This window comes from Hydrogenimonas urashimensis (assembly GCF_016593255.1).
Classification (GTDB): domain Bacteria; phylum Campylobacterota; class Campylobacteria; order Campylobacterales; family Hydrogenimonadaceae; genus Hydrogenimonas; species Hydrogenimonas urashimensis.
Genome location: NZ_AP023212.1, coordinates 1,439,671 through 1,459,807 on the forward strand (window position 1 = coordinate 1,439,671; position 20,137 = coordinate 1,459,807).

Genomic DNA, 20,137 nt, shown 5'->3' on the forward strand with positions numbered 1-20,137 from the left:
ATCCACTCTATAGGTTCCGTTTCCCTATAGAGGCTCCTTTTTTCGTATGTAACAATAGCTAAAGGCCGTTGCTCTATCCAGCTGAGCTATGGGCGCTCAAGTTTGGATTGACGGTGGCGCGCCCGGGAGGAGTCGAACCCCCAGCCTACGGATCCGAAGTCCGTCGCTCTATCCAATTGAGCTACGGGCGCTGAAAATTGGGGTGTTTGCCTGGTTGTCAACGATGGGGTGGATGATGGGAATCGAACCCACGACCTCCAGAGCCACAATCTGGCGCTCTAACCGACTGAGCTACACCCACCATCTAAGACTTTGCGTGGTCGGGGTGAAAGGATTCGAACCTTCGACCCCCTGGTCCCAAACCAGGTGCGCTAACCAGGCTGCGCTACACCCCGTCCAAAAGTGGACTGCAATTATAGTCAAAAAGCTTTTTGTTGTCAACAAAATGGTATAATTGTCGCTATTTTTCAGAAGCTGAATGAAGATAATATACAAAAGGCAGACAACGATGAAAGTGGCACAGTTCAGTCGAATAGGATTCATCATGGCGGCTGCGGGTTCGGCGGTAGGCCTGGGCAATATCTGGAAATTCCCCTATATGACCGGAGAGTATGGGGGCGGGGCTTTCGTACTGGTCTATCTCATCACAATCACTTTTGTCGGCTTTTCTGTCATGGTAGCCGAAATGCTTGTTGGCGCCCTGGGCCGGCTCGATACGGTCGGAAGCTTCGAGAAGCTGGCACCGCCGAATCAAAAGGGGTGGAAATATGCCGGTTTCATGGGCTTCAACGGTCTTATTATCATGACATTTTATTCCGTCGTCATCGGCTGGATTTTCTACTATCTTTTCGAAATCTTTTCGGGACTTCCGATTCAGACGGATCAGGCAAAAGCGGCTTTTGACGCGCTGGTGGGCGAGAAAGCGGGAATCCAGATTTTCTGGCATACGGTCGCGGTTATCATCGTGGGATATATCGTCCACAAAGGGATCAAGGGCGGTATCGAAAAATTCAATCTGATTCTGATGCCAACCCTGTTGCTGATTCTTTTCGGGATGCTGGCATACGCCATGACACTCGACGGCTTTTCGAAGGCTTGGGATTTCATGTTCGCGTCCGACTGGAGCAAGATCAACTCCGAGGCGATCGTCCGGGCGGTGGGACACTCGTTTTTTACCCTCTCGCTCGGCATGGGGGCCATCATGACCTATGCCGCCTCTCTACCGAAAAACGCCAGTATTACCAAAACCGCCTTTATCGTCACATTTATGGATACGCTGATCGCCCTGGTGGCGGGGCTTGTCATCTACAGCTTCCTCTTCCACGAAGGCGCACCCGCTGCCCAGGGGCCCGGTCTGGTCTTCATCTCGCTGCCGGTGGTTCTCTCCAACTTCGGCACGCTGGGCACGGTGCTCGCACTGCTCTTTTTCCTCGCCCTCGCTTTTGCGGGACTGACATCGGCCATATCGCTTGTCGAACCGGTGGTTCAGTACCTCATCGACCGTTTCGGCTGGACACGCCACAAAGCGGTCATTTTCTCTTCTTTGCTCTATTGGCTGGTGGGTATCGGCGCGCTGCTGAGCTACACGAAAGCGTGGGGCGCACTCTTCTCCATCGGCGGAAAGCCGCTTTTTGACATACTCGAATATACGACCGACTCGATTCTGCTGCCGCTGGGCGGATTGCTTATCGCGATTTTTGTAGGATATATCCTGCAGAAGGAGCGCGTTTACGCCGCTCTCGAACACGAGATGGGAGAAAAATATTTCAATGTATGGCGTTTCAGCATACGCTACATCGCACCGATTGCGCTGGTTTTCATGATGCTGAATCTGATGGGAATTTTGAACATATAAAAATTCCCTTTCTTTTTATTGAATGGATTTGCGTAGGGGATGGGTCAAGCCATGCACTCGTCTCAGCGCATCAGGTAGGAGTCGTCGACGATTCTGTCGCTGTTTTGGATGGCAACGACAAAGAGCGTCAGCAGCCGTTTCAGCGCCTCGTTGAGCTCATCGTCCGGTTTGAGCTGCGTGATGGCGATGCGGTTTTTGCTGTTGTCGGCGCCGTGTTCTAGATGAATTCGCAGATTGTCGATCGCCTTCATCGTATTGGAAATTTCGGTATTTCCGTAAAGAAGCAGAAAATGTTTTTCCGCCAGTGGAATCAAATGATCGGTGCGGCGGCTGTGACGGTGGAACTTCTTTTCGAACTCCGGATCTTCGGAACGGTACATGACGATGGTCACAGGACTTCCGTAGCGCTTGAGCCGATAGAGCTCCCTGTCGACGCACCCTTTCGCGTCGCTTGATTCGATCCATCCGCTCAACTCGTTTTTGACATTCAGTCCATTAAAATGCATCTCGTATCCTTTCTGCGCGACACAACGCTGCAGGACGGCATCAGAACTGGATCATTCCTTCTGTCGGGCTCGACGCCGTCGCATAGGGGCGCTTGGGAATACGTCCCGCCAGATAACTCATGCGGCCTGCTATAACGGCATGTTTCATGGCTTCCGCCATGATGATCGGCTCTTTCGCCTGAGCGATGGCGGTATTGGTCAGTACCGCATCGGCACCGAGTTCCATGGCGGCAGCCGCATCGCTTGCCTGGCCGATTCCCGCATCGACGACCACCGGCACACTGACCGCTTCGCGTACGAATACCACATTATACCGATTTTGCACGCCGAGTCCGCTTCCGATCGGTGCGGCGAGCGGCATGACGGCTGCGGCCCCCGCATCTTCGAGACGTTTCGCGATGATCGGATCATCGTTGGTATAGGCCATGACGGTGAACCCGTCTTTGGCCAGTACCTCGCACGCTTCGATGGTTTCGACAACATCGGGATAGAGTGTTTTTTGAGTATCGCCGATCACTTCGAGTTTGATCAAATCGATCCCTGTCGCCTCACGAGTGAGCCTGAAAAGGGTGATGGCTTCTTCCGCCGTTGTACAGCCGGCGCTGTTGGGGAGAAATTTGACATTGGTGTCTTTGAAGTAATCCATCAGGTTCTCTTCGTCAGGATTGGTGATGTTGACACGCCGTACCGCCACCGTGATCATCTCGGCACCGCTTGCGAGCGTTGCATCCCTTGTTGTCTGAAAATCGGGATATTTACCGCTTCCAACAATCAAACGGCTGGTGAATTCGTACCTGCCGATTTTTAAAATATCGCTCATCGTGAGGAACTCCTGATTGTAATGTTCTTAGAAGATTTATAACATAGGGGGACTTGAAGAAAATTGAAAGCAGGCAAGCGAAGGGCCCAAAGGCCGCTTCGCTTACTTTACAGGAATCTCTTTGACCTCTTTTTCCTCTTTTTTCACTTTCGGCAACGTGATGCGCAATACACCCTCTTCCGTCTTCGCTTCGATGTTCTCTGCATCCACGTTTTCCGGCAGAGAGAAGGAGCGCATGAACTTGCCGTAGCTGGACTCTATCTTGTAGTAGTCCTCTTTTTTGACCTCTTTTTCGAACTTTCGTTCTCCGGAGATGGTCAATGTCCGTTTTTCAGAATCGACGTTGACTTTGATGTCCTCTTTTTTGACACCCGGCACATCGACTTCTATTACGTATGCATTTTCATCTTCGCGTGTGTTGACACTCGGAAGAAATGCGCTTACAGCCTCTTTTTCACCTTTTGCCGGGACTTCAACCGCTCCAAGCAGTCGTTTTTCCAGTTCCCGGATTTCAGCGAAAGGATCAAATCGTGTTACCAGCATGATAACCTCCTTTTCAATGATTTTGCATAATTATATCAAGTTGATACTGTTTTTGTCAAGTTTTTTGCATTTTTATTGTTAAATATTTGCTTATGCTTGTATAAACTATGCGGCAGCCAAGGGAAACTGCGGGCCATTTTGATACAATGCTTCAAAAAAGGATGGCGATGACTGTTTTCATTACCGGAACCAATTCGGGTATCGGCAAGGCGCTCGCCGAAGAGTATCTAGCAGGCGGTGTTGCGGTTTACGGTGTCGGGAGGAGGAGCAAAGCGACGATTCGGCACGAAAATTTTCATTATCTTTCTCTCGATCTGCGGGCGACCGAGAGTATATCTGCCCATTTGCGGTTGTTTCTAAACCGGTTGGATGCGCTGCATCTGGTCATCCTCAACGCGGGTGTCCTCGGTGAGATCAAAGAGATGCGGCACACTTCTCTCTACGAACTCGAATCGGTCATGCTCACCAACGTCTGGGCGAACAAAGTCATTCTCGATACATTGATCACGATGAATCTTTCCGTCAGGCAGATTGTGGGCATCTCATCCGGCGCTGCCGTCAACGCGAGCAAAGGATGGGGAAGCTATTCGCTTTCGAAATCGGCCCTCAACACGCTGTTAAAGCTCTACAGCCGGGAAATGGAGTCGACCCATATTACCGCACTCGCACCCGGTGTCGTGGATACACCGATGGTCAGACATATCACGGAAAAGGTCGACGAAACCAAATACCCCTCCGCGAAACGCTTGAAGAATGGGCCCATCATGACACCGAAAGAGGCAGCGCAGCGGCTGATTGAGGCGTTCGAAAAAGTCAAAAAATATGAAAGCGGCAGTTTTCTGGATGTTCGGACGATGGAGTAGTTGAATGACATGGTATGAATGGGGGAGAAAAGACTCCTCCCCAGATCCCTGCGGCACCCGGCGAGACAGGGTGGGCTGCTACGTTCCCGTCCTGACCCGTTGTCCTGCCAAGCCGTTGCACAGGTCTGAAGAGGAGCGCTCAAACCGCCCTGGCGGACTGAACGCTCGTCTACAGTATGGCAGAGGGGAAGGGATTCGAACCCTCGGTAGGCGTAAACCTACACACGCGTTCCAGGCGTGCTCCTTCGACCACTCGGACACCCCTCTAGCGAGAATCGGGTTGTGAGCAGTGAGCTTTTTGGATGCTTTACTCGATACTCACGACTCAACACTCGTAACTTATCTCTGTGGCCGGGGGACAGGGATTCGAACCCTGGGAGGTGTGACCCTCAACGGTTTTCAAGACCGCCGCTTTCGACCACTCAGCCATCCCCCGTCAACCTACGAAAGCTCTCATCTGGAGGCGGCACCCGGAGTTGAACACGGGGATCACAGCCTTGCGGGGCTGCTGCCTTAGCACTTGGCTATACCGCCATATGAAAATTGGATGTTGGAGGCGACACCCGGATTCGAACCGGGGATCAGGGCTTTGCAGGCCCGTGCCTTACCACTTGGCTATGTCGCCGTATAAAAATGGAGGCGGCACCCGGAGTTGAACACGGGGATCACAGCCTTGCGGGGCTGCTGCCTTAGCACTTGGCTATACCGCCACACCGAGAATTGGTGCCCGGAGCCGGACTTGAACCGGCACGAACAAATGTTCGAGGGATTTTAAGTCCCTTGCGTCTACCGATTCCGCCATCCGGGCAGAAAAATTTGTTCGGTTATCAAAACGATACAAATTTCTGTGGATTTTCAAAACCTATGGAGCGGGAGACGGGGGTCGAACCCGCGACCCCGACCTTGGCAAGGTCGTGCTCTACCACTGAGCTACTCCCGCATGTTTTGGGACCGGTATTATATCCCAAAATCTTTTTGATGTAAAGAGTCCCTTCACTGTTTTGGGTGTCCGAGCCGATGTTGTAAGGCTCTTTTCGATACAATTACCAAAAATTTTCGGAAGGATATTCATGCGAAGCGACATTATCAAAAAAGGTTTTGAACGTGCACCGCACCGGAGTCTTCTTCGAGCGACCGGCCTCAAAGACGAAGATTTCGACAAGCCGTTTATCGGCGTGGCCAACAGTTATATCGACATCATTCCGGGACACTTCTTTCTTCAGGAGTATGGACGCATCGTCAAAGAGGCGATACGCGAAGCGGGTGGCGTGCCCTTCGAGTTCAACACCATCGGCGTGGATGACGGCATCGCGATGGGACACGACGGCATGCTCTACTCACTTCCCAGCCGCGAAATCATCGCCGACAGCATCGAGACGGTAATGAACGCCCACAAACTCGACGCACTCATCTGCATTCCCAACTGCGACAAGATCGTTCCGGGCATGGTCATGGGAGCCCTGCGGGTCAACGTGCCCACCATCTTCGTCTCCGGCGGCCCGATGAAAGCGGGCCACCTCAAAGACGGAACGGCGATCGACCTGGCGACGGCATTCGAAGCGGTCGGGCAGCGGGCCAAAGGGGAGATCACCGACGAACAGCTCTACGAAATCGAATGCGAAGCGTGCCCCAGCGGAGGCTCGTGCTCCGGCATGTTCACCGCCAACTCCATGAACACGCTGTGCGAAGCGATGGGCATCGCACTGCCTGGCAACGGAACCGTTTTGGCGATGAGCGAAGAGCGTCTGGAGATGGTACGCACGGCGGCCAAGCGGATCGTCGAAATGGCCAAGGCCGAAGGGCCAAACATCCGCGACATTCTGAATGAAAAAGCGGTCAACAACGCGTTTGTCGTCGACATGGCCATGGGCGGAAGCACCAACACCGTACTGCACATGATGGCGATTGCCGAAGAGGCGGAGGTCGATTTCGATCTGGCTAAAATCAACGAACTAAGCGACAGTGTCGCCAACATCGCCAAGATTTCACCGTCGTTATCGACCGTTCATATGGAGGACATCAACAACGCGGGCGGTGTCAGTGCGGTCATGAAAGAGATCAGCAAGCGGGGCGACGTTTTGAAACTCGACGCCATGACCGTGACGGGCGAGACGATCGGCGAGCGCATCGCCGACGCCGAAATCAGGGACACTTCCATCATCCACCCCATCGACAACCCCTACTCTCAAGTCGGCGGTCTCTCCATCCTTTACGGCAACCTCGCCGAAGAGGGGGCCGTGGTCAAGAGTGCGGGCATCGCACCCCATATGCGCAAATTCCGCGGCACCGCGGTCTGTTTCGACAGCCAGCCCGAAGCGATCGAAGGGATCATGAAAGGCAAAGTGAAAGAAGGCGATGTCGTCGTCATCCGTTACGAAGGCCCCAAAGGGGGGCCGGGCATGCAGGAGATGCTGGCCCCGACCAGCCTGATCATGGGCATGGGGCTGGGTGACAAAGTGGCACTCATCACCGACGGGCGTTTCAGCGGCGCCACCCACGGCGCTTCGATCGGCCACGTAAGCCCGGAGGCGGCCGAGGGGGGCGTCATCGGCCTGCTTCGTGACGGCGACATCATCGAACTGGATGTAGATGCCCACATTCTCCGTGTGAACCTCAGCGACGAGGAGCTCGAAGCCCGCAGAAAAACGTGGCAGCCGAAGAAAAAGGAGATCGCCAGCAAGTGGCTCAAACGCTACAGCCTGTTGGTTTCCAACGCCGCCCACGGCGCCGTTTTGAAGACAGAGTGCTGACCGGACTCAGGCGCTCTTCTCTCTTCCGTCCGGCTCCGCGCCCGGCTTCTTGAGCCGGTCGACCTCCCGCCGCATGAATTCGGGAACGATCCTCTTCAAAACCTCCGGTTTGTTGTCCGACTCAAGAAGTTCGTCGATATCGCGGTTGAGTTCGTCGATATCGTAATGGGTCGACTTGGCCACGTAGATCGATTCATACCGCGTTTTGCACTCCGCTTCGTCGATCAACAGCTCTTCATAAAGCTTTTCGCCCGGGCGCAGCCCTGTAAACTCGATATCGATCTCGTCTTCCTTTCCGTACAGACGGATCATCTTTTTCGCCAGATCGACGATTTTGACCGGCTCGCCCATATCGAGAATGAAGAGCTCACCCCCTTTCGCCATGGCTGCCGCCTGCAGTACGAGCTGGCAGGCTTCGGGGATCAGCATGAAATAGCGGGTGATTTCCGGGTGTGTGACGGTGACGGGTCCTCCTTTTTGTATCTGTTCCCTGAATTTGGGCACGACGCTGCCGCTTGAGCCCAATACATTGCCGAAACGCACCGATACGATTTCGGTCTTTTCGGAAGGGACGTTCTGCGCATAAAGCTCCCCGACCCGCTTCGTCGCGCCCATGACATTGGTAGGGCGGACCGCTTTGTCGCTCGATATGTTGACGACTTTTTCCACTTCGTACCGGATCGAGAGGTCGATGACGTTTTTGACACCCAGAATGTTGTTTTCAACCGCCATTTCGACATTCTCTTCGCACAGGGGAACATGTTTGTAGGCGGCCGCGTGCAGAACGATCTGGGGGCGGTACTTGGCAAATAGCTGCGCCAGTCTCTTGCGATCGAGTACCGAAACCAGTTTTGCCACCGATCGCGACGGATCCATCTGTTCGGCGATCTGGTAGAGGTTGTACTCGGAGTTGTCAACCATGACAAGTCGCGCGGCACCGAATTTGAGTACCTGCCGGCATATTTCACTGCCGATGCTGCCGCCAGCACCCGTGACCAGTATCGTTTTGCCCTTTACAAACTTTTCGATCGCTTTCGTATCGAGGTCTTTTGGCTGCCGGGCCAGCAGGTCTTCGATGGCGATGTCTTTGAGCTGCTCGTTGCGATCGGCAAGCAGAGAGACCATTTTCAGTTCCCGGACACCCAGGGCATCGAGTTTTTCGACAAGTTCATCGAGCTCTTTGGGTTCGAACCGCTGTGCGATCAGCGCGGCCTTCGCCTCTTCCTTCTCGATGACCTCCGCCAGCCGGTCCATGCCGTAGACTTTGACATTCTCCACATAGGTGCCGGACATGGTGCCCTGCGTGTCGATGACTGCAGCGGGGTAGTAGGGAATCTCCCCGGAGAGCGCGCTTTTGATGATCTGGGATGTACGGGGTGTTACGCCGACAATCAGACACTTTTTCTTCTCCCTGTCGCCGGCCGATTCGATGACAAGCCGCTTCGAGATGCGCAACCCTCCGAGCACCATCATCGAAAGAACGAAATCGATGGCGATGGCGCTTCGGGGCATCGGTATGAACCACTCCCTGGCAGCGAGGAAGAGTGCGACGAAGGCGGTATAGGCCGCCACATGGCCGTAAAAGAGCCGCTTGAAATCCTGCAGGCCGAAAAAGCGCCAGGAGCTGAAATAGATACGAAAAAAGAAAAAGGCGGCGATTTTAAAAAGGACCAATACGCTGTAAATTCGCCAGAAGTTGTCGAGAAAGTGGGAGGGTATCGCGAAGTTGAACCGGAGCGCATAGGCCAGGTAGAGCGTGGCCGCACTCAAAAAAAGATCGCTCAACACAAAGAAAAGGATCCTTTTTCCGAATGTGGGTTTCATCATAGGGCTCTCCGGACAATCGATGTGATTTTTTCAATATCCTCTTTTCGCAACGCCGTGCCGCTGGGCAGGCACAGGCCTTTCGCGAAAAGCCTTTCGCTCACCATGCCGCCGTATACGGGGGCATTTTTAAATAGAGGCTGCATGTGCATCGGCTTCCAGAGGGGTCTGGACTCGATGCTCTCCTGCGCAAGCGCCCGGATGATCTTCATGGGATCGGCCGACGCGAATGTCAGGGTGGTGAGCCAGCGGTTGCCGCGGGAACCTTCGACTTCCGGCATCCACGCGATCTCTTCGATATCTCCCAAAAGCTCTCTGTACCATCCGAAAATCTCCCGTCTTTTTGCGATCCTTTCGGGCAGTACCTCCATCTGCCCCACCCCGATGGCCGCCAGCACGTTGCTCATGCGATAGTTGTAGCCCAATTCGGTATGTTCGTACCACAACGTCTCCTCGCGCGCCTGGGTGGAGAGCTTTTTCGCTCGGGCGATATCCTCTTTGCCCTGCCCTACCAGCATCCCCCCGCCGCTTGTCGTGATGATTTTGTTCCCGTTGAAGGAATAGATGCCGAATCGCCCGTAGGTGCCGGTATGTCTTCCCCTGTAGAGGGCACCGAGACTCTCCGCGGCATCTTCGATCAGCACAACCCCCTCGTTCTCGCAAATAGCTGCGATTTCGGCGATTTTCGCCGATTGGCCGTAGAGGTGGGTGACGATCAGGGCTTTGGGTTTTTGTTTCTCTATCGCCTCTGCCAGCAGGTGGGGGTCGAGATTCCAGCTTTCATCCGAATCGATAAAGACCGGCTCGGCTCCCTGGTAGAGTATGGGCGCCACCGAACCGATGAAAGTGAAAGTGGAGGCGAGAACTTTGTCGCCCCGCCCCACTCCGGCGACACGCAGTGCCAGATGGATGGCGGCCGTTCCGGAGCTGAGCGCGAGGGCATGTTTCGCGCCGGTGTATGCGGCGACCGACGCTTCGAAACGGTCGATGAACGCACCGATGGGGGCGATATAGTTGCTTTCGAAAACCTCTTTGACATACCGAAGTTCGCTGCCGCCCATATGGGGAGGTGAGAGAAAAATCTTTTCGGCCATCTATGCGCCCCCGATCGTTTTGATGATGATTTTGATATCTTCCGCCAGACTCCAGTTTCGGATGTACTCTTTGTTGATCCTGACTTTGTCGGGCCATATCACTTCGCGGTTGTAGCGTTCCGGATCGTGCCTGCCGGCGAGTATCTCCTCTTCGTCCCGGTATTTGAGCGTGGCAGGACCCGTAATGCCCGGACGTACCGAAAGAACGATTCTGTCATCGCCCTCCAGCCTGTCCGCAAATCCCGGTACGTCGGGCCGGGGCCCCACAAAACTCATATCTCCCAGGAGGATATTCCAAAGTTGGGGAAGCTCGTCGATCTTCGTTTTCCTGAAAAAACGGCCGCTTTTTGTGATGCGGACATCCGTCGATGTCGTGACATTCGTCGCAATGCCCCGGACCGGTTTCATCGTCTTGATCTTCACGACACGGAAAAGCCGCCCGTTTCTGCCGACACGGGTTTGAAAAAAGAATCCGTTGCTTCGCGTCTCCACGGAGGCCACGACCCATGCCGCCGCGATGAGCGGCCAAAGCAGCACCAGTCCCGCCGCCGCAAGCGCAATGTCGAAAGTCCGCTTGATGACCTCATCGGACGGTTTCATAGCCTGATTCTGTAAACCTTCGCCCACGGTGAGTCCTCAACCAGCTCGAAAAGCTCGGGGTCGTAACGGCCCAGGACAAACAGCTGCACGAACAGGGAGTTGAACATCTTTTCATCAAGCAGCAGAAAACTCCCGTAGCTTTTCATGAAAATCAGCGATAGATCGGCATCGGCATGGACGGTCTGGACATTTGCATGCGTTTTGCCCCGATTGTCGATCACTGTCGTCGCAAAACGGTGCAGCGGCATCTCCTGACGTCCAAGATGCAGAACGCCCCGGCGTTTGTCGAGCTTCACACCGCCGCCCAGGATCAATTCATCGGGAGTGTCCCGGAAATTGGTAATCTTGTAAAAGATGGGCCGCCGATGCTGCCTTCCCGTTTTCAGATCGAGATTGCTAAAAAGGGTCACTGTCGGGAAGATGTCTGTCATACGATAGGGAAGATAGAGATAGATCTCGCGGCTTTTCGCCGGCAGCTTCACCGACTCCTCTTCGGCGAGCTGCCTGAGATAACGTTCGGGATCGATCGGCGTGGACCCTTTCTGCGCAAAGAGCGTATCGGCGACAACCTTGTAGCCCGAAGAGACATAGGTTTCGACGGCGATACGGCTCAGCCTCGCCGCTTCGAGTTGTGACGATGTCGCCAGTATTTCGGAAACGATAAAGTTGTCATGATCGTGTTTTCCGCCGTCTATGAGCGTGTTCTTGTCGGCATAATACCAGATGGGGTAACCGTAGTCCCACCATGTCACGACATAGTCCCTGTCGTCACCCATCTTTTTCAGACGGTCAAGAACCCGGACTTCGTCGGCATTGAAAACAGTGGGCACCTTGTAGCTTTGGATATGGATGATATTGGGCCAGAGCGCCAGAAACGTCAACGCCCCTATCGCAAAAAGCCGCAACCGGCTGTTTTGCATGAAAGAGGTCGCGACAAAAACAAGGTAGACAAGGCTCAGCGCCGCCACCGGCACGGCGTAGACGGTAAATCGCAATCCTCCCCACAACGAGAAGACCCCGATGCCGATGAGCGGAAGCGCCAGTATGAAGGAGCGGTGCCTGAAAACCAGCAGCAGATAGCCCAGCAGTGCCGCAAAAAGACCCGGCACCGAGCCGCTGATACGTTTGGCCATCAGTTCGAAAGGAATTTTGCCCGCCTCCCTCACCGTGGCATTGACCTGGAAAAAGTGCAGCCCACCGCTTTCGGTGCCCCGGACGGCATAACTCGCTATCTTGTGCCATATAAGAGGGAAAACATCGCCCAGCCATAAAAAGAGCAGCACAGCCACCGCCGCGACCAGTTTTTCATGCAGGGGCCCAAGAAGATCGCGCTTGAAAACAATGGCGGCAATCGCCACCGCCGCCACTTTGAGAGGCCAGTAAAAGGGCATCAGAGCCAATGCGACAATGGCGGCGGCCTGGTAGGTAAAACGCTCTTTTCTGTGAAAAACGACCATGTAAAGCATGAACATGAGGCCCATGGCATAGACAATCGAGAGTCCCATGTCATAAAGAAAAGGGTATAGAACGATCATCGCCGCCGCAAGAAGCAGATGGAGATAGTCCTCTTTTTCGATGGCACCGATGAGAAAGTAGAGGATGAACATGGGCGCCATGGCCGAGAACATATCGGTGTCGTAATAGCCCACCATCGTCCGGTTGTAATAGCTCCACGCAATGGCCCCCAGCAGCGCGGCGAAGAAGCCCATGAGCGTCGAATGGTAGAGACGGCCGATCAGGATGATGGGTACGACCACGAGGCTCGAAATGACCGCCGGCATGTAGAGGATCACCGTATCAAGAGAAAAGGGCAAAAGCTTGGCAGCCAGGTAGGTGAAAAAGACGGTGGCGGTATAGAAAATATCGGGGACCCGGGGATTGTGCTGAAGAGTGCCGAAAAGCTCTTTTTGAACACCCGAAGCGAAAAAATAGCCGTCATTGGTGTTGATCATGATTTCGCCGTTCCAAAAAAATTCGGGATGGCCGGCCGCCCAGTGCGCCCAGATCAGCCGCAGTGCGATACCAAAAAGGTAGGCAAATGCCATCAGCCAAAGCATCTGGCCGACGGAGAGTTCCTCTACTCTTTTATCTTCGAAAAATTTCATCGCAACCTCTTGTAGAGAATTTTTTTCAGCCATCCCGGTGCAACATTGACTCCAAAGAGTGCCAGGGCGTAAAAATATGCATCAAAATTATATCCTAAAGTCCGTATGACGAGCAGGCGGTCTTTCAAGTCGCTCCACGCCTTTTTCAGACCTCCCCGACGCCCGAAAAAGGAAGATGTCACCCGGACTCTGACCACAATGTCCGGTATATTGGCGAAACGGCAGCCGTTACGGAACCCTTCCATCCACATGAGCGTATCTTCGTTTGTCGGAGATTGCGTGGGGTAGTATCCCGCCTTTTCGAAAAAAGTACGGCGAAAGAAAGCCGTGACATGCGCCAGAGGTACGCGCTTTTTGAAAAACCGGAACATCGCTTCATGGCTCAAGGGATAGCGGACAATCTTTCTGTAATCTCCGTCATCGGAAAACTCTTCGATCGCTCCGCCGACCACATCGACATCGGGATGGGCCTGCATGAAATCGTACTGCTTTCTGATGCGGTCCGGCATGCTGATGTCGTCGGCATCCATGCGGGCGATGTACGCATAGTCCTGTTTCAGCACCACGTGAAGAAGATCGTTCAAACTGTCTGCGAGTCCCAGGTTTTCTTTTCGTTTTCCAAGATACTTTATTCTTCTGTTTCGCAACTCTTCATCCAGCCATTTTTCCATTGCATCGGATACAGGGCCGTCGATTTGAATAAAAATATCCAGACGATACGACTGGCAATAGAGACTTTCAAGCGCTTCTTTTACTTTCTTTGGATTGTCTCCGCTATAAAGGCTCATAATCACGGCTGTCTTTTTTTCCATTCTTCCTCTTTGGGACATGGGGTATGGGGATAAATTTTGATACTGTGCGCTTTCCTCTTTTCTACAGGAGGCAGCGTCATAAAATCAGGGCCGAAAATCTTTTCCAACACATAGTCGGTATCGCCAGGAGCGGGATACTCTCCTCCCTCGAAGGAGATCTGCCGTAAAGGAAACAGATGCTTTTTCCCATAAGGTTTGAACCAATGCAGACTCTCTCCTCCCGCAACGACTGTCTCCCCCTCATTTTGGCAGAACTGCTCCAGCAGTCGAATGCCCATTCGTGCCGCCCAATCGACATGCATATATCGGTTGGAAAAAATTTTGGTGACAAAGAGAATCTTTTTGTAAAGCTCCACCTTGCGGGTTTCTACAAAGCATACCGGAAAGATATCGATAAAGATACCCTGATGGTAGGGAACTTCCCGTCCTGCTTCCTCCACTTCGACAAGCCAGCTGCCCCTGTGACGCAGCTTGATATAGTGGTTGGGGACCCCAGGATCTGTACGCTTGTGCTGAAGAAAAATCGTTTCGGGCAGCTCTTTTCCAGCCACTTGCATAAACTTTTTGTAATCCCCCAAAGGCATGCTGACATCAAGATCATCGTCCCAGGGAATAAAACCTCCGTGACGTCGGGCACCAAGAAGTGTTCCAAAATCGAGCCAATAGGTCAATTTATGCCTGCGACATACCCTGTCGAAAGCTTTCAAAAGCTCCAGCATCGTTCGCTGGGCTTTTTGTACGTTATCCATTTTCAAGATTGGCAAGCCTTACATCGATCACCTGACCGGTCGCATCGAGCAATAAAGACTGAAGGGATACTCGGGCGACATCGGTGGGTTGAAGAAGTGTCTTCTCATCCTCTTTTCCGAATGTCCGACGGCGCATGGGAGTGGCCGTTCTTTCAGGGTTGATACAGTTGACCGTCACGCCGAAAGGTTCCCATTCACTTGCAATAGCCTGTACGAAATTCACAATCGCCGCTTTTGTCGAAGAGTAGATACTGTACATGGCTCGCCCGCGTGTGTAGGAACTCGAAGTAAAAAGCAGTAAAGCGCCTTTTGTCTCTTTCAGGTAGCGAAAAGACTCTTTTGCCACATTGACGCTTCCCAGATAATTGACACGAATCTCCTCCTCAATCCGGGAATAATCCATATGGTTGAGAGGCTCTTTGTGCAGAAGTCCCGCCGTATTAATGACATAATCGATTGCGCCCTTTTTTTCATAGACGCTCCGTAACGCTTCGGCAACACTCTTGGGGTCGGAGACATCCACTTTTCCTTTTTGACGACTGAAACCGTGAACATGAGCTCCATTTGCTTCGGCAAGCTCGACAATACTCTGCCCAATTCCATAGCTGGCTCCGAAAACGACGATGCTTTTTCCTTCCAATCTTTTGAGAAGAGATGGATCGTTGTCGAGATTTTGGATACTTTTGAGTTGGAAAAGTTTGTCCAAAAGATAAAAATCTTCCTTGTAAGTCAATTTCATGTTAGCCTCTTCGCCCGCTACGACATAAATTTTCTCTTCGGGTAGATATCGTTTGACGACACCACAATCGTCTGTTACCTTGAATGCGGAATCCTGCAGTGCAAAATCATAGGCCTTTTTGATAGTCTCCCTCCTGAACCCCTGAGGAGTCTGTCCCCTATAAAGTCGGCTGCGGTCTGGAATGTTGACGATGCGGTCATTTTCTACTTCGATGATGGTATCGGCAGCCGGGATCGCCACATCTACGGCATTGTATCGGTTCAACGCCTCCACCACATCTTTGATAATCCGGTCGCTTACCAGCGGCCTGACTGCATCGTGGAAAATGAGATGTAAATCTTCATCATAAGCTTCGATTGCCGTTAGAGAGGATTCATAACGCTCTTTTCCCCCCTGAAGAATTTTCTTGACTTTGTCATAGCTGTTGTGGTTGACAATCTCTTCAATCAAAGTAAGAAAATCAGCATGGGAAACGATGGCTATTTCATCAATCAGAGGGTGTTTCTGAAATCTTTCTATGGTATGTTCAATGACAAGTTTTCCTGCAATTTTCATAAATTGCTTCGGTTTTTCGTATCCGGCCCTCGTACCACTTCCACCTGCTAAAATCACAGCCACATTTTTTCTCATTGCCAACCTTTTGATGTTTTACTGATACTTCTTTAAAAATTTGATAATTTCGTACTCTTTTTCTCCTGACGTTTTTGCCAGAGCGAACTTGAAGAGAATTTTCAAAGGATCCATTAACAATTCCCTGTATAAACGATGTTCCAGATTTCGCATAACACTCTCTTTTATGCGCTGAGTGATAAAACCGAAATTTCCGTTTTGTGTCGATACGCCACCAAGTGCAAATTTTACGATAACCCGATCGATAAAAAGATAGCCGATCTCTTTTTTTGCACGAAGCTTGTAATCCAAATCGGCGGTAATTTTGTATTTTAAATCATATTGATGTTTTTTATAAAAACTTTTCGGGAAAAATATCGCCTGATGGTTGGGATCGTGGCTTTTCAACCACTCCGTTATGGCGGGTGCCTCGACAGAAGGATAGAGCCAGGATATCCGCTCTTCCGAACCAGTCAACGCACGTCCAAACAGTACTTTTGCAGGATTCTCTTTCAGCTTTTGTGCCACCTCGGAAAGCACCGTTTCCGAATAGAGAGTATCGCCTGCATTCAAAAACTGTATATAGTCGCCATCGGCCAGCTCAGCACCCCTGTTCATGGCGTCATAGATACCCCTGTCGGGACGGCTGATCCATCTACTGACCACCTTTTCACTACTTTTCAGGAATTCGATCGTTCCATCGGTCGATCCCCCATCCACGACAATGTACTCCAGATGGGGATAGGTTTGACTGGCTACACTTTGAACGGTTTTTTTCAACTCTTCCAGCGCATTGTACACAACTGTAACAATTGTGATTTTCGGACCATCCGGATTGCTTGTCGTCCGAGGCATCATTCTCTCCGGCTTTGTGGATTTTCGGCCCGCATCACATTCCGATAGAGATCTATATACTGTTTTGTTACTTTTTTGCTCCCGAACTTTTTCAAAATTTTTTTTCGGGCATTGATGCGCAAAAGGGTATAATCCTCATTTTCCAAAACCCATCCGATTCCATCGGCCAAATCTTTGACGTCGTAAGGTTTTGCCAAGTATCCGTCCTCTTTATGATTTACGATATCCGGCAATCCCGTACTCTCGAAAGCTACGACAGGAGTCCCGCAACTCATCGCTTCGCTTGCCGTTTGTCCAAAGGCCTCCTGAATACTTGAAACAACCATCACGTCCACTGCATTGTAAAGCGAGACCAGTGCGGCATCATCATGAAGGTGGCCGACATAGTGAACCTTGAAATCAAAACCGTCACCCCTTTCGGGTTTCCCGCTGCCAAATACCACCAATTCGACATCTTTCGTCTTTTTATAAACCAATGAAAGTGCTTTACGTAGTTCATTAAAACCTTTTCGCGGATCCTCCGTAGCTGAAACTGCTCCAAAAAGGATCAATTGTTTGTTTTCCGGCAGTTGCCACAATGCTCTTGCCACATGCCTGTCAATCGGTTTGTAAAGTGTGGTATCGATCGGGTTTGGAAGATGGACATGAGGAATATCTCCAAGCAGTATGCTCTTTTGCGACAGATTACCAATCCAGTGGCTCAGTCCCACGATTGTAAGCCTGTTTTGCACTCTTTTATATATTTTTGCTTTCCGCCGAAAGACCCGGCGACTCAGATCGCCATTCTTCGTGCTCCCGAGCTTCGGACACCTGCCACAGCCATCGAGAAATCTGTCACAATCACCACTGTAATGGCATCCGCCGGTAAAAGGCCACATGTCATGGAGTGTCCAGACAATGGGCTGTTCTATTTCTGCCAATTCTTCCAGGCGGAGTGTTCCACCGCATATCCAATGCAAATGTACGATATCGGGCTTTTTCGATCGGATTTTTTTCAGCATTTTTCGGGAGAGGAGAAAAGAAGGGCTGAACAATACATTCTCTCTTTTTCCGTAGAGCAAGAGCGGCATTTGATCCAGAGTCGGACGAAGAATTGCAAAAAAACGTTCGATTTTCCCCTGCGGACCATCCACGGTATAGTCATCTCCCTCTTTCAGTTGAACGAGCATTTCACTCTTCACTCCTGCTTCAAGCAATCCTTTGTGTAAACGATAGGCAGCTTTGGCAGCACCTCCCGATTTATCCAGAAGATTGATATGCAGCACTTTCATTTCGTTTCCCGCAATAGTGTAATTTCACCAATATGATCGTGTCCTGACCTGATGGGCGTCATATAGTTTTCTCCGTACAGAGCTTTAAGGTATCGATCGATATCATGGGGGGCATTGTACTCTTTCCCTTCGAATTCGACTTTTCCGGGAGGAAGATAAACCTCTTTTGGTCGAATCGATTTGAAAAAAGCCCAGGGACAGACAAGACCATTGCCCACATCCTCTTCGCTTTTAAAAATATAGTTGAGCCCAAAGGCCAGCTTATACAGAAATCTATATATCGAGTTTTTGTCTACCAAATACTTGAGACTTTTTTTCAGCCAGATTTTCTCTCTCCGAAACTCTACTGCATAACGAAGGCCCACGATCGTTTGGATGATGGCATACTGGATTTTCAGAATAAATTTTGATTTCGGAACATAATCAAAGGGAAAAATATCGATAAATACACCGTTATAGGTATACTCGATATCTCCATGTATATGAGAGTGGCGATCTCTGACTTTGGCGAACATAAAGCCATATTTGGGATCGGTCGAGAGTGTTTGCAGCACAAGATCGTCTGGAAGCTCAACGGCCAGATATTTTATCAAGTTTTCGTAATCATCTCTCATTAAACCGATATCGATGTCGTCATCCCATGGTATGAACCCTTGGTGCCTCACGGCACCGAGCAGTGTACCGGCATCGAGCCAATAGGCTAGATTGTGACGGCGGCATATCTCCGTCACAGTATCCAGTATATAGAGTTGACGCCGACGTATGAAATGTTTCGCATCCTCGTAGGAGTATCTCCGTTCTATCACGCTATGCGGTTCCTGTATTGCATAATTTCGGGAAGCCACCGATACGGCATCATCACAAAAGCCATGGCACGCAGTTTCTGAAAAAAGACAATTCGTGCACTTTTATCCAGATAATCATATAGAAAATTGGCTAAAAACTGTGACAAAAGTGTCGTAAATGCCGCTCCATACGCTCCAAAGGAAGGAATAAGCATCAAATTACCGATAATATTGAACCCTACTCCGAAAAGATTCCTGTATAAAATTTTCTTTTCTTGCTTTTCGTTGATGAACCAACGACTGCTTGCTGCACCAAAATAGGAAAAGAGATTTGCAATAACCAGAATATTCAAAACAGAAGCTGCCTGTCTATATTTTTCTCCGAATGTCATGCCGACAATGAAGTCCGACAATATCCACGTTGCGGCCAGGACCAAAAAACTGTAAAGAGCTAAAAGTTTATATAGACTGGCATAGGATGATACAACACTCTCCTTTATCTTCTCTTCCGAATACATCAATGAAGGGGTAACCACAACCAAAATGACCGAAGGCAGGAGTGACCATACCGAATTCAACCGTACTGCTGCAGCATATCGTCCAACCGTTTCGGCATCGGCCATATGTTTCAACATAACCTGATCCAGTTGTGCGTAAATTGCGATAATGAATGTCGACAGCAGCAGCGGTGCACTGTGACGGAGAAGAAGTGCAATTTCAGAAAATTGTACTTTGTCAAAAAAGTGCAAAAAATCTGAAAACTTCTTTGCAGTGGCTTTAAGATAAAAAAGAAGAAGATTCATTGCAAGCACCGCACTATCGAAGAGAAGAGCCCAAACATACGCGTACAAGGGTGCATTGTAAACAATCAGAAAAAATTTAAGCAGCGCAGAGAGAATCAGCATAACAATGTTGGCCAAGGCACTATACTGATTCAGCGTTTGGCTCTGGAAATAGAGATCAAGAACATTGAAAGCCTGAAAAAAGAGACCTGCTGAAGCCAATAATATCAGATTTTCGAGCCTACTGTCAGGGGCAAACCATCGGAGCAATACAAATATCAGAACCATGGTACCCAAAGCTCCGAAAAACCTCAACGTAAAGGCGTTTGCAAGAATTGCATCGCTTTTCTCCGGATTGGCAACAATCTCCCGAATAACGATGCCGCTGATACCCAATGTGGTGAAGGCGGAAAAGAGGGCTACGAAACTTTGAATATAACTCAAATTGCCATACTCTCCAGGACCCAAAACTCTGGCAATCCATATACCGATAAACAGTCCGATGATCAGCCTGAGAATTTTTTCTACAAGAAGCCATGAACTGTTTTTCACATATTTTTTATAGTCCTTTCGAA

At 50.8% G+C, this 20,137-nt stretch carries 17 protein-coding genes, 10 tRNA genes and 1 other RNA gene; 3 read left to right on the top strand and 25 right to left on the bottom strand.

Features of this window, described 5'->3' with window-relative positions; genetic code table 11:
- Positions 1-114: 114 nt before the first annotated feature.
- From JMG82_RS07350 to JMG82_RS07360, 3 genes are all read right to left on the bottom strand, one after another.
- A tRNA-Arg gene (locus JMG82_RS07350) sits at positions 115-191 on the bottom strand.
- A gap of 33 nt (positions 192-224) precedes the next feature.
- Positions 225-301, bottom strand: a tRNA-His gene (locus JMG82_RS07355).
- Positions 302-317: 16 nt separating this feature from the next.
- Positions 318-395: transfer RNA gene (locus JMG82_RS07360), tRNA-Pro, on the bottom strand.
- A gap of 83 nt (positions 396-478) precedes the next feature.
- On the opposite strand from JMG82_RS07360, the gene JMG82_RS07365 reads away from it, so the two are divergent.
- Positions 479-1,855: a sodium-dependent transporter gene (locus tag JMG82_RS07365; RefSeq protein ID WP_236579114.1), complete on the top strand. Its 1,377-nt coding sequence runs from the start codon at positions 479-481 to the stop codon at positions 1,853-1,855.
- A 62-nt stretch (positions 1,856-1,917) separates the two neighbouring features.
- Here the strand turns inward: JMG82_RS07365 and JMG82_RS07370 are convergent, their stop codons facing one another.
- From JMG82_RS07370 to JMG82_RS07380, 3 genes are all read right to left on the bottom strand, one after another.
- On the bottom strand, positions 1,918-2,361 hold the full coding sequence (locus JMG82_RS07370; protein ID WP_201352072.1) for a hypothetical protein: 444 nt from the start codon (positions 2,359-2,361) through the stop codon (positions 1,918-1,920).
- A gap of 40 nt (positions 2,362-2,401) precedes the next feature.
- Positions 2,402-3,181, bottom strand: coding sequence for a thiazole synthase (locus tag JMG82_RS07375; RefSeq protein WP_201352073.1), 780 nt, complete (start codon positions 3,179-3,181; stop codon positions 2,402-2,404).
- Positions 3,182-3,283: 102 nt separating this feature from the next.
- On the bottom strand, positions 3,284-3,724 hold the full coding sequence (locus JMG82_RS07380; protein ID WP_201352074.1) for an Hsp20/alpha crystallin family protein: 441 nt from the start codon (positions 3,722-3,724) through the stop codon (positions 3,284-3,286).
- 167 nt (positions 3,725-3,891) lie between these two features.
- Between JMG82_RS07380 and JMG82_RS07385 the strand changes: the two genes are divergently transcribed.
- A complete protein-coding gene (locus JMG82_RS07385; RefSeq protein WP_201352075.1) occupies positions 3,892-4,587 on the top strand; it encodes an SDR family NAD(P)-dependent oxidoreductase in 696 nt (231 codons plus the stop codon).
- 34 nt (positions 4,588-4,621) lie between these two features.
- Here the strand turns inward: JMG82_RS07385 and ffs are convergent.
- The 8 genes from ffs to JMG82_RS07425 all read right to left on the bottom strand — a co-directional run bounded on the left by ffs (position 4,622) and on the right by JMG82_RS07425 (position 5,527).
- Positions 4,622-4,719: signal recognition particle sRNA small type (gene ffs, locus JMG82_RS07390), an RNA gene on the bottom strand.
- Positions 4,720-4,764: 45 nt separating this feature from the next.
- Positions 4,765-4,854, bottom strand: a tRNA-Ser gene (locus JMG82_RS07395).
- Positions 4,855-4,935: 81 nt separating this feature from the next.
- Positions 4,936-5,023: transfer RNA gene (locus JMG82_RS07400), tRNA-Ser, on the bottom strand.
- Positions 5,024-5,045: 22 nt separating this feature from the next.
- Positions 5,046-5,121 (bottom strand) — tRNA-Ala (locus tag JMG82_RS07405).
- 17 nt (positions 5,122-5,138) lie between these two features.
- A tRNA-Cys gene (locus tag JMG82_RS07410) sits at positions 5,139-5,212 on the bottom strand.
- A gap of 9 nt (positions 5,213-5,221) precedes the next feature.
- Positions 5,222-5,297, bottom strand: a tRNA-Ala gene (locus tag JMG82_RS07415).
- Between the two features lie 11 nt (positions 5,298-5,308).
- A tRNA-Leu gene (locus tag JMG82_RS07420) sits at positions 5,309-5,395 on the bottom strand.
- 57 nt (positions 5,396-5,452) lie between these two features.
- Positions 5,453-5,527, bottom strand: a tRNA-Gly gene (locus tag JMG82_RS07425).
- A gap of 130 nt (positions 5,528-5,657) precedes the next feature.
- On the opposite strand from JMG82_RS07425, the gene ilvD reads away from it, so the two are divergent.
- Positions 5,658-7,337: a dihydroxy-acid dehydratase gene (ilvD, locus tag JMG82_RS07430; RefSeq protein WP_201352076.1), complete on the top strand. Its 1,680-nt coding sequence runs from the start codon at positions 5,658-5,660 to the stop codon at positions 7,335-7,337.
- Between the two features lie 6 nt (positions 7,338-7,343).
- Here the strand turns inward: ilvD and JMG82_RS07435 are convergent, their stop codons facing one another.
- The 11 genes from JMG82_RS07435 to JMG82_RS07485 form a co-directional block, all read right to left on the bottom strand.
- The gene (locus tag JMG82_RS07435; RefSeq protein WP_201352077.1) at positions 7,344-9,164 is read right to left on the bottom strand and encodes a polysaccharide biosynthesis protein; all 1,821 of its coding nucleotides are present in this window, start codon (positions 9,162-9,164) and stop codon (positions 7,344-7,346) included.
- Positions 9,161-10,255 carry an aminotransferase class I/II-fold pyridoxal phosphate-dependent enzyme gene (locus JMG82_RS07440; RefSeq protein ID WP_201352078.1) on the bottom strand — a complete coding sequence of 365 codons (1,095 nt, stop codon included), beginning with the start codon at positions 10,253-10,255 and terminating at the stop codon, positions 9,161-9,163. The genes JMG82_RS07435 and JMG82_RS07440 overlap by 4 nt, the downstream gene beginning before the upstream one ends.
- The gene (locus JMG82_RS07445) at positions 10,256-10,855 is read right to left on the bottom strand and encodes a sugar transferase (RefSeq protein WP_201352079.1); all 600 of its coding nucleotides are present in this window, start codon (positions 10,853-10,855) and stop codon (positions 10,256-10,258) included. It lies immediately after the preceding gene.
- Positions 10,852-12,960, bottom strand: coding sequence for an STT3 domain-containing protein (locus JMG82_RS07450; RefSeq protein WP_201352080.1), 2,109 nt, complete (start codon positions 12,958-12,960; stop codon positions 10,852-10,854). The genes JMG82_RS07445 and JMG82_RS07450 overlap by 4 nt, the downstream gene beginning before the upstream one ends.
- Entirely contained in the window at positions 12,957-13,772 is an 816-nt protein-coding gene (locus JMG82_RS07455; RefSeq protein ID WP_201352081.1) for a glycosyltransferase, read from the bottom strand. Before JMG82_RS07455 ends, JMG82_RS07450 begins: the two co-directional genes overlap by 4 nt.
- On the bottom strand, positions 13,751-14,521 hold the full coding sequence (locus JMG82_RS07460; protein WP_201352082.1) for a LicD family protein: 771 nt from the start codon (positions 14,519-14,521) through the stop codon (positions 13,751-13,753). Before JMG82_RS07460 ends, JMG82_RS07455 begins: the two co-directional genes overlap by 22 nt.
- A complete protein-coding gene (gene ispD / locus JMG82_RS07465) occupies positions 14,514-15,890 on the bottom strand; it encodes a 2-C-methyl-D-erythritol 4-phosphate cytidylyltransferase (RefSeq protein WP_201352083.1) in 1,377 nt (458 codons plus the stop codon). The genes JMG82_RS07460 and ispD overlap by 8 nt, the downstream gene beginning before the upstream one ends.
- A gap of 18 nt (positions 15,891-15,908) precedes the next feature.
- Positions 15,909-16,724 carry a glycosyltransferase family 2 protein gene (locus JMG82_RS07470; RefSeq protein WP_236579115.1) on the bottom strand — a complete coding sequence of 272 codons (816 nt, stop codon included), beginning with the start codon at positions 16,722-16,724 and terminating at the stop codon, positions 15,909-15,911.
- Complete coding sequence (locus tag JMG82_RS07475; RefSeq protein WP_201352085.1) at positions 16,724-17,995, bottom strand: glycosyltransferase family 4 protein; 1,272 nt, start codon at positions 17,993-17,995, stop codon at positions 16,724-16,726. The genes JMG82_RS07470 and JMG82_RS07475 overlap by 1 nt, the downstream gene beginning before the upstream one ends.
- Entirely contained in the window at positions 17,992-18,726 is a 735-nt protein-coding gene (locus JMG82_RS07480; RefSeq protein ID WP_201352086.1) for a LicD family protein, read from the bottom strand. The genes JMG82_RS07475 and JMG82_RS07480 overlap by 4 nt, the downstream gene beginning before the upstream one ends.
- Before the next feature lie 71 nt (positions 18,727-18,797).
- A complete protein-coding gene (locus tag JMG82_RS07485; RefSeq protein WP_201352087.1) occupies positions 18,798-20,114 on the bottom strand; it encodes a flippase in 1,317 nt (438 codons plus the stop codon).
- Positions 20,115-20,137 lie beyond the last annotated feature (23 nt).

Bases quoted from the DNA above. Each gene is read 5' to 3' on its own strand.
- JMG82_RS07365 (WP_236579114.1), top strand. From the start codon at position 479: ATGAAGATAATATACAAAAGGCAGACAACGATGAAAGTGGCACAGTTC.
- JMG82_RS07370 (WP_201352072.1), bottom strand. From the start codon at position 2,361: ATGCATTTTAATGGACTGAATGTCAAAAACGAGTTGAGCGGATGGATC.
- JMG82_RS07375 (WP_201352073.1), bottom strand. From the start codon at position 3,181: ATGAGCGATATTTTAAAAATCGGCAGGTACGAATTCACCAGCCGTTTG.
- JMG82_RS07380 (WP_201352074.1), bottom strand. From the start codon at position 3,724: ATGCTGGTAACACGATTTGATCCTTTCGCTGAAATCCGGGAACTGGAA.
- JMG82_RS07385 (WP_201352075.1), top strand. From the start codon at position 3,892: ATGACTGTTTTCATTACCGGAACCAATTCGGGTATCGGCAAGGCGCTC.
- ilvD (WP_201352076.1), top strand. From the start codon at position 5,658: ATGCGAAGCGACATTATCAAAAAAGGTTTTGAACGTGCACCGCACCGG.
- JMG82_RS07435 (WP_201352077.1), bottom strand. From the start codon at position 9,164: ATGATGAAACCCACATTCGGAAAAAGGATCCTTTTCTTTGTGTTGAGC.
- JMG82_RS07440 (WP_201352078.1), bottom strand. From the start codon at position 10,255: ATGGCCGAAAAGATTTTTCTCTCACCTCCCCATATGGGCGGCAGCGAA.
- JMG82_RS07445 (WP_201352079.1), bottom strand. From the start codon at position 10,855: ATGAAACCGTCCGATGAGGTCATCAAGCGGACTTTCGACATTGCGCTT.
- JMG82_RS07450 (WP_201352080.1), bottom strand. From the start codon at position 12,960: ATGAAATTTTTCGAAGATAAAAGAGTAGAGGAACTCTCCGTCGGCCAG.
- JMG82_RS07455 (WP_201352081.1), bottom strand. From the start codon at position 13,772: ATGGAAAAAAAGACAGCCGTGATTATGAGCCTTTATAGCGGAGACAAT.
- JMG82_RS07460 (WP_201352082.1), bottom strand. From the start codon at position 14,521: ATGGATAACGTACAAAAAGCCCAGCGAACGATGCTGGAGCTTTTGAAA.
- ispD (WP_201352083.1), bottom strand. From the start codon at position 15,890: ATGAGAAAAAATGTGGCTGTGATTTTAGCAGGTGGAAGTGGTACGAGG.
- JMG82_RS07470 (WP_236579115.1), bottom strand. From the start codon at position 16,724: ATGCCTCGGACGACAAGCAATCCGGATGGTCCGAAAATCACAATTGTT.
- JMG82_RS07475 (WP_201352085.1), bottom strand. From the start codon at position 17,995: ATGAAAGTGCTGCATATCAATCTTCTGGATAAATCGGGAGGTGCTGCC.